The sequence below is a fragment of the Prosthecochloris sp. genome (assembly GCA_015482705.2).
Lineage (GTDB): Bacteria > Bacteroidota > Chlorobiia > Chlorobiales > Chlorobiaceae > Prosthecochloris.
In genome coordinates this window covers 1-13,835 of record JADMLA020000004.1, presented here as the reverse complement: position 1 = coordinate 13,835, position 13,835 = coordinate 1, and the positions used below count along the sequence as shown (strand labels likewise).

Here is a 13,835-nt window from a genome sequence, read left to right as displayed (position 1 = left end):
TCATGGCACAAACGATAACGCAGAAAATCCTTGCCAGGGCTGCCAACCGAAAATTTGTCGAAACAGGTGAGAATGTATGGCTCAATGTCGACATTCTGCTGACACACGACGTATGCGGCCCACCGACTTTCGACATATTCAAGGAAAAATTCGGTTCCGGCGCAAAAGTATGGGATCCAGAAAAGATCGTGGTACTTCCGGACCACTATATTTTCACCGAAAACGAGCACGCTCACCGCAACATCGACCTTTTACGGAAATTTTCGAAAGAGCAGAACCTTCCAAACTATTACGACGTCGGGACCGACCGCTACAAAGGGGTTTGTCATGTCGCCCTTGCCGAGGAAGGCTATAACCTTCCAGGTACGGTTCTTTTCGGGACCGACTCACATACCTGCACCTCCGGTGCGTTCGGCATGTTCGGCACGGGTATCGGCAATACCGATGCCGCATTTATTCTCGGTACGGGAAAAATCTGGGAAAAAGTCCCCGAATCCATGAAGTTCATTTTCGAGGGCCAAATGCCGGACTATCTCGCTGCAAAAGATCTCATCTTGCAGATCCTTGGCGATATCGGCACTGACGGAGCAACTTACCGAGCCATGGAATTCGATGGTTCAGCGGTATACTCACTGCCGATGGAAGAACGCATGACGCTGACCAACATGGCTATAGAAGCCGGTGGTATGAATGGCATCATTGCTGCGGACAATGTTACCGAAGCCTATGTACAAGAAAGGTCAGGAAAACCGTATGAAATTTTCAAGAGCGACCCCGATGCCGACTATCATAGCATCTATCGCTACAGGGTCGAAGAGCTCGAACCTGTAGTGGCCATGCCGCATAGCCCTGACAATCGAGCAACCGTTCGAAGTGTTCAGGATACCAGGATCACGAAATCCTATATCGGCTCCTGCACAGGTGGAAAGCTCAGTGATTTTGTCATGGCAGCAGGAATCCTGAAAGGTAAAACGGTTTCGGTACCGACAAACATCGTCCCGGCAACCGTGGAAGTTGCCCAAAGCCTCGAGACGGAACTGGTTGAAGGCCAGCCTATAAAGAAAATCCTTGAAGACGCAGGCTGCACCATCGCCCGGCCATCATGCGCAGCTTGCCTCGGAGGCCCATCCGACACATTCGGACGCTCGGAAGACAACGATCTTGTCGTCTCGACAACAAACAGAAACTTCCCAGGTCGAATGGGCAGTAAAAAAGCCGGTGTCTGCCTTGCATCTCCACTGACTGCCGCCGCATCGGCAATTACAGGCAAATTAACCGACCCCAGAGAGTTTCTCAGATAATCGGACCGAAAACAGATCAAAGCACAAACATTATGGACAGCATCATACAGGGAAAAGCCTATGTTTTGGGTAAAAACATCGATACCGACCAGATCATCCCGGCCGAGCACCTTGTTTACAGCCTATCAGATCCCGAAGAAGTCAAGCTTTATGGAAAATATGCCCTCTCCGGGGTACCGATTGCCGAAGCGGGACTTCCCGAGGGAAACCGTCCCTTTGTTGAGAACGGAAAATTCGAATCGGAATACTCGATCATCATCGCAGGTCCCAATTTCGGTTGCGGATCATCGCGTGAACACGCTCCGTTTTCTCTTCAGGTTGCCGGAGCGAAGGCCATCGTTGCCGAATCATATGCGAGAATTTTTTACCGCAACTGTGTAGACGGAGGCTTTGTTATACCTTACGAAACAGCCGAAGCTCTCAACAAAACCGTTATGACCGGTGATGAACTGAAGATTGATATTGATAACAACACGATTGAAAACCTGACACAGGAAACGGCCTATACGCTCAAACCGCTCGGGGACGTTTACAATATCGTCATGTCCGGCGGAATCTTTGCTTACGCTAAAAAGGAAAATCTTATGAGCTCTTGATTCGGGCACGCCTCGCATTTGACCGCTCATTGCAAGGGAAAGAAACTGATATGAAGAACAGAAGCGCCATAGAACTATATGATACCACACTCAGGGACGGAACCCAGGGAGAAAAAATAACCCTTTCCGTCCAGGACAAGTTGCTCATAACCGAAAAACTCGATGAATTCGGTGTTGATTATATCGAGGGTGGATGGCCAAGCAGCAATCCCAAGGATGAAGAATTTTTCCGCAGAGCACTCCATATTCGGTTAAAAAACGCCAAGCTCTGTGCTTTCGGTTCTACAGCGAGAAAACCCGATACCATCGAAAAGGACCCTAATCTGACGGGACTCCTGAAATCTGAAACGCCTGTAATCACCATTTTCGGGAAGACCTGGAAAGCCCACTCTGCAGTCGGGTTGGGGCTGAATGACGAAGAAAACGCCGAACTGATTTTCAAATCGGTCAACTTTCTGAAAAACCGTGGTCGGCAGGTGCTGTTCGATGCCGAGCACTTCTTCGATGGCTACAAGGACAATTCCGAGTTTGCGATGACAATGCTGCAAACGGCCGAAGAAGCCGGAGCAGAACGTCTTGTACTCTGCGATACCAATGGCGGCACAATGCCTCATGAAGTATATACAATCGTTCAGGAGGTTATTTCCGTAACCAACATTCCAATCGGCATTCACACTCATAACGACAGCGACCTTGCTGTCGCAAATGCTCTTTCTGCATTACGAGCCGGTGCATCTCACGTACAGGGCACCATAAACGGTATCGGTGAACGATGCGGGAATGCAAACCTTATCAGCATCATTCCGAATGTCATCCTGAAGCTCGACGGCCATTTTCATCATAAGCTGAACCTCAATCAGCTTACCTCGCTCTCCAACTCCGTCTACGAGCTGCTGAATCTTCCTCCTGATAACAGAGCACCTTTTGTCGGTAAATCCGCCTTTGCCCATAAAGGGGGGATCCATGTCAGCGCGGTACTCAAAGAAAGTTCGCTCTACGAACACATCGACCCAAAAACCGTGGGTAACCGCCAGAGAGTCCTTGTCTCCGAACTTGCAGGGCAGAGTAATATCCGTTATAAAGCAAAAGAATTAGGTATAGAGCTGCCGGAAAGCGGTGAGCTGTTTAAGAAAATCGTTCAGAGAATCAAAAAACTCGAATATGAGGGCTTCCAGTTCGATGTTGCCGAAGCGTCTTTTGAGCTGCTTCTACACCATGAGCTGGGGAAATTCAAACCGTTTTTTGAAGTACTCGAATCGAAAGTACACATCGAGTCAGCCAAAAACCGTGAACCCGTTGACCAAGCTATCCTTAAAATCGAGGTCAACGATGAAATCGAGATGACGGCCGCCGATGGAGACGGTCCGGTCAATGCACTCGACAAGGCGCTTCGGAAAGTTCTGCGTGGCTTTTATCCAGCCATACGAACCATAAAGCTGGTTGACTACAAAGTACGTGTGCTTGAAGAAAAAAAAGGAACAAGCGCCAAGGTAAGAGTACTTATCGAAACCAGTGACGGGCACTCGACATGGTCAACAGTCGGTGTTTCAACCAACATCATCGATGCGAGTCTTCAGGCACTGAGCGACAGCATCAACTACTATCTGTTCAATATGCAGGAAACAACATACGCCGCCCCCGCAGAAGTACAGTAACCAGAAGGTTTCCCAATATTTCGGGAGTGATGCGTCTTATATAGGAGATGCACTCTAAATCGTAAAGAGATGTCTATCAGCAATATTATACGCACAACAGCGCTCCTTTTGCTTCTCATCCCGGTTTTTGCTTGCAGCGTAACTGCTAAAACCGAAAATGAGGAAAACAAAACGTCGGCAGCAATAAAAAATACCGATAAAACGACATTTTCTCTGAACCTCTACCGTGTACTGGGAAAAAAAACCGACAGCAACCTTTTCTTTTCACCCTACAGCATATCGGCAGCACTCTCGATGACTCTTGCAGGTGCTGCTGGAGAAACCGAACGCCAGATTGCTTCACTACTCCAGGCACCGGATAACATCACTGCATATCATTCCGCATAGGCTGCATTTGAAAAAAACATCGACTCGATTACCGCAAAAGATGCCGTAACGCTTGAAACAGCAAACTCATTATGGCCGCAGGAAGGATATGCACTTTCAAACTCTTTCCTGCATGATCTCAAACGAGACTACCGTTCAACCGTTACCTCGGTCGACTACACCAAAGACCCCGAAACAGCCAGAGAAACCATCAACACCTGGGTGGAAAAGAAAACCAGGGATAAAATCAAGGAACTCTTGAAACCCGGTATTCTTAACAGCCTCACCAGACTGACACTGGTCAACGCCATCTACTTCAAGGGCGACTGGACAAACAGTTTTGACAAATCGGCAACAACTGAGTCAAGTTTTTTCGTCAAACAAGACAAAACAGTAACCGTTTCCATGATGCATCAGGAACAGCAGTTCAGGTACGCATCATCGGATTCTCTACAGATTCTCGAGTTACCCTACTCCGGCAGAGATCTTTCGATGCTTGTACTGCTTCCTGCCGAAAAAAAGGGACTGTCGGTGCTCGAAGACACCATCACACCAGAACTGTTGAATACTTTTTCAAACTCACTCGAAGAGACAACCGTCAGTGTTTTCATCCCGAAGTTCACCCTCACCTCCACCTTCCGCCTCGATCAGACACTCCGCAAACTAGGCATGACGGATGCATTCGATCCAATGAAAGCCGACTTTTCAAATATGACTCCCGATAAAAACAAACTTTTCATCGGGGCTGTTGTTCATAAAGCATTTATAGACGTTAATGAAGAGGGAACCGAAGCAGCCGCAGCAACTGGCGTCGTTATGCAGCTCACATCCGCAATGCCCGAACCCGCTCCCGTGTTTCGTGCAGATCATCCATTTTTGTTTATCATCAGAGAAAACCGTTTCGGCACGATACTGTTTATGGGAAGAGTTGTAGACCCGAGCTATCTCTGACGAGTACAACGGCAGGCAGAGACATGACCAAGTTACCATTGCTCGGCATAAAAGATTTCACGAGGGCATCGAGACGAAACTCTCTACAATCATTTCGGGATCGATGAGACTTCTTCCCCGATACACATGCTGCACACGAGATTTCGACAACACCGTTATAAGTAGTCAAAAGCCTTGCAAAAAATCGGTAATCGGAATAAAAAAAAGCGGCCGTACTGACCGCTTTCTTGGAGCAGGCGTCCCCCATTCCGCCTGCTCAACCTCACGGGCGTGAGGTTGTAAAATTCATGCCACTACTTCTTACATGCAAAGTGTATGCCAAAACAAAAAACGTAATATTCCCCAAACAAACGACGCATTTATGACGAATATACTTCCTTCCCGAAACAAAGCGCACAAAAAGAGACTCAAAATGAGATCAAACCCATCATTTTGAGACGCATTTAACGATTTGGAACACTCGAGCAACAGGAAAAGTAACGTAATTAGAAGAAGCCTTTTCCGGGGATCCATCATCTACCTCGCTGGCTCACATCGATGACGCATCGAGTGCGCCATGACTTCTCTCTCCTTTTGTCATCCTCGAGCAAGCGGAGCGCAGACCCGGGGATCCATCACCTGCCTCGCTGATCTGCATGGATGCCGCATCACGTGCGGCATGACTTCAGGGGGGGATCGGATGCCGATTCAGGGCAACATGGCTCTTCCATTGGGACTGTGTAACCAATAAGTTATCGTGCTGTTATGTCTTCTCAACAGAGTAACAACTCAGAAAACCGAGCATCAATGTAACAGGGCTGCTCAACAGGTAAACCGTTTCTATACAGGTTCTTCATGGGTTATGCAATGTATAGCCCCAAGACCCCAGATAAGATCGGTGCAATCAATTCCGACAACCTCTTTGGCGGGAAAGCATTTTTTCAGAACATCAAGCGCGCCTCTGTCTTTTGAGCAACGGTATTGAGGAACAAGCACTTGACGGTTAGCGATATAAAAGTTGGCATAACTTGCAGGAAGTCTTTCATTTTCATAATAGACAGGATCAGGCATTGGCAATTTCACGACCTGTAACAATCTCTGCCGGATATCTGTATACTGTTGGAGTATTCTATAATTTTCCTGAAGTATTTCGTAATTCTGATCTCCGGGGTTCTCTTCAACGGCAATAACGACGGTTCTGTCATCGACAAAACGTGCAAAGTCATCCACATGACCGTCCGTGTCATCCCCCACTATTCCCTCTTTCAGCCAGATAACTTTCTCTATACCGAGATACCGAGCAAGCATCTTCTCGATATCTTTTTTTGCCATAAAAGGATTGCGGTTAGGATTGAGCAAACATGCTTCGGTGGTCAGCAGCAATCCTTCACCGTTCACATCAATCGCCCCCCCCTCCAACACCATTCCGGGTTTGACAAGAGGATGGCCCTGAATTGCCGCAATCTTTTCAGGAACACAGTTATCGTTATCATAAGGTTCATACTTACCGCCCCAGGCATTGTAATCCCAATCAAGAATCACTTTTCGAGAAACACCGTTCTCCAGGCAATACACATAGTTCGGCCCATGATCCCTGCACCATGCATCATCCGTTCGGATCCTATGAAAATGCACTCGATTCATGTCATCTCCATGCTTTATTCTACATTGTATCCGCTCACGTGCCTCATACTCCATAGCATCATCGAGAACGTTGATATTTACCGTTTCATGACGGCAGAGTGTTGCTGCAATTGTAGCAAAAACATCCGGTACCGGCTCGAATTTACCCGGCCAGGAAGCTTTGTTATGTGGCCATGAGAGCCACGTTGCATCATGGTGCCCCCATTCGGGGGGCATGTAGTAATGACTGTATTTACCTGTTGACATACATGAAAAGCACCGTTGAATTACCGTTACCGCTCTTTTCTTTAACGATTCAAACTGCCTCGTTAGACAGTTGCGGTCGGCAGCCCCCGCCTAATGCGCTCTATCCGTTGAAGCACCGGAGGATGAGAATAGTTCAGAAACACATAGAAAGGATGGGGTGTAAGGTTCGAGAGGTTTGTTCTCGACAGCTTCTTTAACGCTTCGGCAAGAGTCGAGGCTCCCTTGTAGGTCTCAACGGCATAATGGTCTGCCTGAAATTCATGACGCCTCGAAAGAGACTGCAGAGCGACCGAAAGCACAAACTCTACAGGACTGTAAAGCAAGGAGAAAAACAGAAGGCTCGCATAGACGGAAAGGTTCTCCATATAAAACGCATCGAACAACTCGCGGTTGTTGAGAAAAATCGAAAGCAGGAAAAACACGATTCCCATATTGACGATGCTGAGAAACATCGCAATAATGATATGTTTTTTCTTGTAATGCCCGATTTCATGCGCAAGCACTGCAACAAGCTCCGTAACGGCATGATTCTCGATAAGTGTATCGAAAAGTGCTATACGCTTCCGTTTACCGAAACCGGTAAAAAAAGCGTTAGCCTTGGAAGAGCGTTTCGACCCGTCAATGACAAATATTCCGGAAAGAGGAAAATCAACCGATTTGGCATACTTCATGATAGCCGATTTGAGCTCACCATCTTCAAGCGGGGTAAACTTGTTGAAAAGCGGCATAATCAGTGTCGGGGCCACATATTGTAACACAAAACCAAAGAAAGCGACCGCTCCCCATGCCCAAACCCAGGCAAGTGAACCGCTGTTCTCAAAAAACCAGAGCAATCCGGCAAGAACCGGCGTGCCTAGCAGCAACCCGAGAAACACCCCTTTCAACTTGTCCGAAACAAATGTAAGAGGAGAGGTTTTATTGAAACCGTACTGCTCCTCGAGCACGAACGTCTGGTATATACTGAAAGGAAGAGAAATCAATCCCTGAAGAAAAAGAAGTATACCTATGTAGAAAACACCCGTTACAAGAGATGAAAAACCAAGCTCCCTCACCAGAATATCGAGAAAATTAAATCCCCCTGCGAACCAGAATACAAGGAGTACCGAAAGCTCAAAAGCGGCGGCCACCAAAGAAAAAACCGTTGAGTGACGAAGGTAATTCTGAGATTTTTCATAAGCTTCCTGATCGTAGACATCGTGAAACTCTTCAGGCAAAACAGCCCCTGCCGCATTCATGTTCAAAATATCCGCAAGCAGCTTTATGAAAAAGGTACCTAACAACGTACCAAGAATAATTATGCTGAAAATGTTCATGTTTGGCAGTAGTCCATAACGCAGTTAATCAAATCGGAATCTACAGGGGTGTGTATTACTTTCTCGAAAGCACCTCATATATCATTGTTTTTCCTGTCCGCTGCTTTTTTTCTCCCGAAAAGCTCTTTGAGTTCCTGCCGGACAACCTGCAAAAAATCTCTCAGATTCGTATACCGGTGATTGATCTCATCGAGATACTCCTCCAGGTGGTCGATACCTTCCTGATGCTCCTGAGAGACCTCCTCCCTGAGCTGCTGCTTCAAATTACTCAGAGAAGTTTCGAGATCGGCAATCCTGGCTTCAAGCTCTTTCTTTCTTTTGATCTGGTTCAGCATACGCATTTCCTTTATGCTCTATTGACAAACAACCAACCTGTCACCACCCGAACCGGGCGCTAATTGCAATTAAAACGCCGGGAATCAGAAAAAAAACACCGATAATATATGCCAAGGCATACAGTTTGTTGCGAACGGTAGCAGTTGCAAGCATTTCGGCAGCACGAACAGGCAATGATCGTAAAAAAGGAAGCCCGTAAATCACCAGTACCCCGGAAAAATTGTACAAGAGATGTACAAAAGCGATCTGCAAGGCAAAAACAGCATTGGCCCCTGTTATGGCTGTTGCAGCAAGTAGAGCAGTTATACAGGTACCGATATTCGCGCCCAATGTAAACGGATAAATCTGCCTGAGAGAAAACACACCATTTCCGGCAAGGGGTACGACAAGACTTGTCGTTGTCGAAGATGATTGAACAAGTACAGTCAAAAGCGCACCTGAAAACAAACCGGAAACCGGTCCTCTGCCGACAGACTTACGAAGAATATCCTTTGCCTTTCCCACCATAAGCATTTTCAGTAACCTGCTGAGCACTGTGATCACGGCAACAATAAGGACAATCCCAATTATAATCATAATAAACCCTGCTGTAATCTGAGGCAAAAAAGCTTGAAGAGAACCTTCAACCATTGAAACGGCAGGCTTTACGATAGGCTTTATGAAATTGAACCCTTTAATAGACATCGACTCCTTGCCGACAAACAAACCGCCAAGAAAAAAACCGGCCTTGGAAAGATAACCGGTAAGCATTTCAAGCGGAAGAAAAATAGCGACACAGAGCAGGTTGAAAAAGTCATGAATCGTTGCAGCGGCATAAGCCCGCTTGAACTCCTCCCCTTCCCGGACATGCCCGAGACTCACAATCGTATTGGTAATAGTCGTCCCGATATTTGCCCCCATAACCATTGGAATAGCTATCGAAACAGGAAGTCCCCCTGCAACAAGTCCGACAATAATCGAGGTAACGGTACTCGAAGACTGAATAAGTGCTGTAGCGACTGTACCGATAACAAGACCGCTTAACGGATTACTGGCAAAAGCAAAAAGCCCTTTGGCGTTTTCACCTGCTGCTTCCTTGAACCCGCTTCCGATAAGGGCGACACAAACCAGCAGAAGATACACGAGACCAATGACAAAAAGCCACTCCTTCATCATCGGTTTTGATTCGGGAGACGACTTTATTTGAGGTAATGCTCCGGTATTGACACTCATAAATCCATTTAAATTTTCGTGATCTTTCTTTAGTAACAGCACCCTGTTCAATCGATATAACGCCGTTGTATTTCCCCGTATGTTTCAACCCTTCTGTCTCGCAAAAAAGGCCAGTGTGAACGGTAATACGCAATTTTACCAAGATCACACTCTTCGAACAGGATTTGCTCACTGCTTTCATCTGCAGTAGCAGTAATCTGACCGAACGGATCTGAAACAAAACTGTTACCCCAGAAATGGAGATCGCCTTCGGTTCCAATTCTATTAACCGTAGCTACATAAACACCGTTTGCAACTGCATGACTCTGTTGTATCGTTTTCCATGCCTGTAATTGTGAGCGCTGAACTTCCATAGACGTTTCACTCGAAGCCCACCCGATGGCCGTTGGGTAAAAAAGAATTTCCGCCCCTTGAAGAGCGGTCAGACGTGCAGCTTCCGGAAACCATTGATCCCAGCATATCAATACCCCGATCGTTGCATACCGTGTTTTGAATATCTTGTAACCAAGATCTCCAGGGGTGAAGTAAAATTTTTCAAAAAATCCTGGATCGTCAGGGATATGCATTTTGCGATACTTCCCCAGGTAAGAGCCGTCTGCATCGATAACAGCCGCGGTGTTATGAAAAAGACCTCGTGCACGTTTCTCGAACAACGAGGCTATAATGACAATGCCATGCTTGGCAGCTATTGTCTGAAGCTTGTCTGTCGAAGGACCGGGAATCGCTTCAGAAAAGCTGAATGGGGCATACTCCTCGGCTTGGCAGAAATAGACTGTCGAAAACAGTTCCTGTAAGCAGACTATCTTCGCTCCTCCGGATGCCGACTCCACAATTTTACGGCATGCCTTATTCAGATTCATTTCCGGATCGGCTTCACAGGCCATCTGAACAAGGGCGATTCTCACCTTTTCTGAATGCATCGTGTCGTTATAGAGCTGAAAATATCGGGATATGCATACCCAAGGAAAATAACGTTCCATGCAAAACCATTACCCTCCCTGTTCCCGCAAGCACTTCGTTGAGAACCCTGCCTTCACTGCGGAAAAGAGTTCTGATCTGACCGACAGCAAGCGGTATGGAAAACCAGGAAAGCATTACCCAGAAAGAGTATCCGGTCATCCACAACCAGACAGGAACAAAATAGGCGACAACTGTCAAGCCAAGATAAAGCCATCTTGCGTTTCCGCCGCCTGTCCTTGCAGGAAGAGTCATTTTTCCCACTTTTCGATCTGTATCGATATCACGGATGTTGTTGACAAGCAGGATGTTGACGGAAAAAATACCAGGTGCAACCGCAGCCGTCAGCACCGGCAAGGTAAGCGAACCCGCCTGAACATAGTAGGTACCACTGACAGCGACAAGCCCGAAAAAAATAAATACGAACAGGTCTCCAAGCCCTGAATAGGCAATAGGGTATGGCCCTCCGGTATATGCCCATGCAAAAAACATCGAAAGCAGGCCAACGAGCAAAATCGGCCAGCCTGAAAGGTATACCAAATAAAGCCCTAAAAGGAATACCATTAGCAGTAGCGCAGCCGAAACGATAATCATGGTTTTTTCCGAGATATATCCTGCAGCGACAGTACGTGTCGGTCCAAGCCTCTCTACCGTATCGGCTCCTTTCCTGAAGTCGTATATTTCATTGATAAAGTTCGTAGCAACCTGTATCCCCAAAGCACAAAGCAATGCAATAACGGCAGCGACAGGCAACAATTTTCCATCGGCTGCAGCAAGGGCAGTGCCGACTACAACGGGAACAGCACCGGCAGGAAGTGTCTTGGGACGTATGGCCATCATCCATGCCTGAAAACGCGAAGGCTCTTGCTGAGCGTGTTGCGTTTCTCGCGTCATTTATTTTTTTCTTTAGCCATTTTAATGCTACTGAACTGATGCTTGATCTTTTTTCCGGGATGAATATAGGAAAGACTGTGACGAACTGCCATCGTCGCATCACTCAACCCTGTTTGAATAATTTTAAGTTTTCCGGGATAAGAAGCGATATCTCCGGCAGCATACAAACCATCTACATCTGTTTTCATGTGACCATCGACAACAATCGCATTATCGTTCAAATCGAGTTTCCATTCTGCAAGAGGACCGAGATTTGAAATATAACCGATCAACACCAGCATATAATCTACTTCGAAGGTTGTCTCCTTCCCACTTTTCGAACGCAGGTGCACGTTTCGCAACGCAGGCCCTTCATGTTCGATACCTTTTATTTCGGTGTTCAGATAGACGTCGAGCAAACCCTTTTCAGCTGCTTCCAGTATATCCTGTTGCGTTTTACCATGAGCCCTGAACTCTGGCGAACGGTGTGCAACGCTCACATGCTCAGCTTCAGGAAGCAGCATCATCGCCCAATCGAGAGCGGAATCACCACCTCCCACGATCAACACCCTTTTGCCCGCCAATTGCTGCATATGCTGTACCGAATACAGCACCGAATGCCCTTCGAGCTCACTGATATCGCCAAGCTGGGGAAGCTTTCTCGGAGCAAACGCCCCTAATCCAGCTGCAACAAGTACAGAACGGGAAGCGAATGCTCTTCCGCTTTGTGTTTCAACTTCGAATGAACCGTCATCGAGTTTCCTGTAGCTGGACACTGTTTCGCCGAGAATCAATTCCGGACCATACCGTTCAGCCTGTTTCCAGAGGCTTTCAACAAGCTCTGCAGCCTGAACCTTGGCAAATGCTGCGACGTCATAAATATATTTTTCAGGATAGAGCGCAGTAAGCTGACCGCCAAGCTGCGGCATGCTTTCGATAATCCTGCACGAGATATTGTTCATACCGCACTGAAAGGCCGCAAAAATACCTGTAGGCCCTCCGCCGATTATTGTCAAATCACGCATACTCCCCCTTCCGGAAGACATTTCTCCGTTCTCTGTCATTAATGTAGCATTGAAAAAACGTTACTGAATTGCTGCTATTGTTCTTCAGTGTCCGACCTTTTCAGATAGATCATACCTTCCGGATCAACGATCCCATAGAGGATGGTCACAAGATGCCCGTGCTCATCGAGTTCATGGATTTCAACATGGACCGCCTCCTGCTTGGCAACCTGGTCTCCAGCATCATTCTTGAAAAGAAACACCGCCCTCACCCCTCCATGAGGTGTATTACCCACAAATTCATAGGTACCATCTTCCAGCTCGGTCAGGGCACACCCTGCTGTTGATGCATCGATCGGACAGCTGGCACACTGCGAGTAAAAACCGTCTTCGGAATCCGCAAAATCACATACCGGAAATTTCATATTCTCATTCTCCTTGTTATTCTCGGTTTCACGGCTGCTAATATATAATAGTAGCTTGAAAAATGAGAATTTTAAGAGGCATTACGTTACTAAATCTTGTAGTTTACCAGTTTATTGGTTTATTCCTACGTTGAATCTCTTTAAACAGAACCGTGTAATCCCGTTTCAAACATAACCTGTTTTTTAACAATAGATGTTAGCCAAGCGTATTATCCCATGCCTCGACGTCCGTGATGGAAGAGTTGTCAAAGGCATCAACTTTGAAGGACTGCGAGATGCCGGTTCGATTCTCGAACAAGCGAAATTTTACAATGATGAACTGGCGGACGAACTGGTATTTCTCGATATTTCAGCCTCGATCGAATCGAGAAGAACAACACTCGAGGAAGTTTTAAAAGTTTCGGAAGAGGTATTCATCCCTCTCACCGTAGGCGGTGGCATCAATTCGGTCGAACGCGCCAGAGATGCTTTCCTGCATGGTGCCGACAAAGTTTCGGTCAACACCGCAGCAGTTTATGACCCGGAATTGATCACGAGAATCGCCGAAAAGTTCGGGTCTCAAGCAGTCGTGGTTGCAATCGACGTCAAAAAAATCGGTGACAAATATATCGTCCACACCCATTCGGGAAAAGAGCTGACAAAATATGAAGCTGTCGAATGGGCCAATATGGTACAGGATCTCGGCGCTGGAGAGATCCTTCTGACCAGTATGGACCGTGACGGCACCAAGTCAGGCTACGATAACGAAATTCTGTGTGAGATATCGGCAACGGTTCACATACCTGTCATTGCATCAGGCGGTGCAGGTAATCTCGAACATCTTTACGATGGCTTCTCCAAAGGACATGCCGACGCCGCCCTTGCCGCTTCAATCTTCCATTTCCGGCAATACTCGATCAGAGAAGCGAAGGAATATCTGAGGGAAAGAGGGATAGAAGTTCGACTGTAACAGAAAAAGATTTCTGTTGCGGTGCTGA

Annotated in this window: 12 protein-coding genes and 1 pseudogene; 5 read left to right on the top strand and 8 right to left on the bottom strand. The window is 46.9% G+C overall.

What is annotated here, in order from left to right; translation table 11 throughout:
- Nucleotides 1–2: 2 nt before the first annotated feature.
- The 4 genes and pseudogenes from QZ209_RS00515 to QZ209_RS00500 all read left to right on the top strand — a co-directional run bounded on the left by QZ209_RS00515 (nt 3) and on the right by QZ209_RS00500 (nt 4,869).
- Entirely contained in the window at nt 3–1,301 is a 1,299-nt protein-coding gene (locus QZ209_RS00515; protein WP_294343353.1) for a 3-isopropylmalate dehydratase large subunit, read from the top strand.
- A gap of 32 nt (nt 1,302–1,333) precedes the next feature.
- The gene (locus QZ209_RS00510) at nt 1,334–1,897 is read left to right on the top strand and encodes a 3-isopropylmalate dehydratase (protein ID WP_294343347.1); all 564 of its coding nucleotides are present in this window, start codon (nt 1,334–1,336) and stop codon (nt 1,895–1,897) included.
- 50 nt (nt 1,898–1,947) lie between these two features.
- Nucleotides 1,948–3,552: a citramalate synthase gene (gene cimA, locus QZ209_RS00505; RefSeq protein WP_294343345.1), complete on the top strand. Its 1,605-nt coding sequence runs from the start codon at nt 1,948–1,950 to the stop codon at nt 3,550–3,552.
- Nucleotides 3,553–3,621: 69 nt separating this feature from the next.
- Nucleotides 3,622–4,869 (top strand): annotated as a pseudogene (locus QZ209_RS00500) (serpin family protein).
- 819 nt (nt 4,870–5,688) lie between these two features.
- On the opposite strand, the gene QZ209_RS00495 reads toward QZ209_RS00500, so the two are convergent.
- From QZ209_RS00495 to QZ209_RS00460, 8 genes are all read right to left on the bottom strand, one after another.
- Nucleotides 5,689–6,738: an agmatine/peptidylarginine deiminase gene (locus QZ209_RS00495; RefSeq protein ID WP_294343341.1), complete on the bottom strand. Its 1,050-nt coding sequence runs from the start codon at nt 6,736–6,738 to the stop codon at nt 5,689–5,691.
- Between the two features lie 62 nt (nt 6,739–6,800).
- Nucleotides 6,801–8,051, bottom strand: a complete 1,251-nt coding sequence (locus QZ209_RS00490) for a M48 family metallopeptidase (RefSeq protein ID WP_294343339.1) — start codon at nt 8,049–8,051, stop codon at nt 6,801–6,803.
- 74 nt (nt 8,052–8,125) lie between these two features.
- Nucleotides 8,126–8,386 carry a hypothetical protein gene (locus tag QZ209_RS00485; RefSeq protein ID WP_294343337.1) on the bottom strand — a complete coding sequence of 87 codons (261 nt, stop codon included), beginning with the start codon at nt 8,384–8,386 and terminating at the stop codon, nt 8,126–8,128.
- 40 nt (nt 8,387–8,426) lie between these two features.
- On the bottom strand, nt 8,427–9,599 hold the full coding sequence (locus tag QZ209_RS00480; protein WP_294343334.1) for a Na/Pi symporter: 1,173 nt from the start codon (nt 9,597–9,599) through the stop codon (nt 8,427–8,429).
- A gap of 47 nt (nt 9,600–9,646) precedes the next feature.
- Nucleotides 9,647–10,519, bottom strand: a complete 873-nt coding sequence (locus QZ209_RS00475; protein WP_294343333.1) for a carbon-nitrogen hydrolase — start codon at nt 10,517–10,519, stop codon at nt 9,647–9,649.
- A 7-nt stretch (nt 10,520–10,526) separates the two neighbouring features.
- Nucleotides 10,527–11,450 carry a 1,4-dihydroxy-2-naphthoate polyprenyltransferase gene (locus QZ209_RS00470; protein ID WP_294343330.1) on the bottom strand — a complete coding sequence of 308 codons (924 nt, stop codon included), beginning with the start codon at nt 11,448–11,450 and terminating at the stop codon, nt 10,527–10,529.
- Nucleotides 11,447–12,493, bottom strand: coding sequence for an NAD(P)/FAD-dependent oxidoreductase (locus QZ209_RS00465; RefSeq protein WP_294343327.1), 1,047 nt, complete (start codon nt 12,491–12,493; stop codon nt 11,447–11,449). Before QZ209_RS00465 ends, QZ209_RS00470 begins: the two co-directional genes overlap by 4 nt.
- Before the next feature lie 35 nt (nt 12,494–12,528).
- Entirely contained in the window at nt 12,529–12,858 is a 330-nt protein-coding gene (locus QZ209_RS00460) for a hypothetical protein (protein ID WP_294343322.1), read from the bottom strand.
- Nucleotides 12,859–13,051: 193 nt separating this feature from the next.
- On the opposite strand from QZ209_RS00460, the gene hisF reads away from it, so the two are divergent.
- Nucleotides 13,052–13,807: an imidazole glycerol phosphate synthase subunit HisF gene (gene hisF / locus QZ209_RS00455; protein ID WP_294343319.1), complete on the top strand. Its 756-nt coding sequence runs from the start codon at nt 13,052–13,054 to the stop codon at nt 13,805–13,807.
- Nucleotides 13,808–13,835: the final 28 nt, after the last annotated feature.

What these genes read in the sequence shown, in the direction of transcription:
- QZ209_RS00515 (WP_294343353.1), top strand. Translation starts at nt 3, where the DNA reads ATGGCACAAACGATAACGCAGAAAATCCTTGCCAGGGCTGCCAACCGA.
- QZ209_RS00510 (WP_294343347.1), top strand. Translation starts at nt 1,334, where the DNA reads ATGGACAGCATCATACAGGGAAAAGCCTATGTTTTGGGTAAAAACATC.
- cimA (WP_294343345.1), top strand. Translation starts at nt 1,948, where the DNA reads ATGAAGAACAGAAGCGCCATAGAACTATATGATACCACACTCAGGGAC.
- QZ209_RS00495 (WP_294343341.1), bottom strand. Translation starts at nt 6,738, where the DNA reads ATGTCAACAGGTAAATACAGTCATTACTACATGCCCCCCGAATGGGGG.
- QZ209_RS00490 (WP_294343339.1), bottom strand. Translation starts at nt 8,051, where the DNA reads ATGAACATTTTCAGCATAATTATTCTTGGTACGTTGTTAGGTACCTTT.
- QZ209_RS00485 (WP_294343337.1), bottom strand. Translation starts at nt 8,386, where the DNA reads ATGCTGAACCAGATCAAAAGAAAGAAAGAGCTTGAAGCCAGGATTGCC.
- QZ209_RS00480 (WP_294343334.1), bottom strand. Translation starts at nt 9,599, where the DNA reads ATGAGTGTCAATACCGGAGCATTACCTCAAATAAAGTCGTCTCCCGAA.
- QZ209_RS00475 (WP_294343333.1), bottom strand. Translation starts at nt 10,519, where the DNA reads ATGCATTCAGAAAAGGTGAGAATCGCCCTTGTTCAGATGGCCTGTGAA.
- QZ209_RS00470 (WP_294343330.1), bottom strand. Translation starts at nt 11,450, where the DNA reads ATGACGCGAGAAACGCAACACGCTCAGCAAGAGCCTTCGCGTTTTCAG.
- QZ209_RS00465 (WP_294343327.1), bottom strand. Translation starts at nt 12,493, where the DNA reads ATGACAGAGAACGGAGAAATGTCTTCCGGAAGGGGGAGTATGCGTGAT.
- QZ209_RS00460 (WP_294343322.1), bottom strand. Translation starts at nt 12,858, where the DNA reads ATGAAATTTCCGGTATGTGATTTTGCGGATTCCGAAGACGGTTTTTAC.
- hisF (WP_294343319.1), top strand. Translation starts at nt 13,052, where the DNA reads ATGTTAGCCAAGCGTATTATCCCATGCCTCGACGTCCGTGATGGAAGA.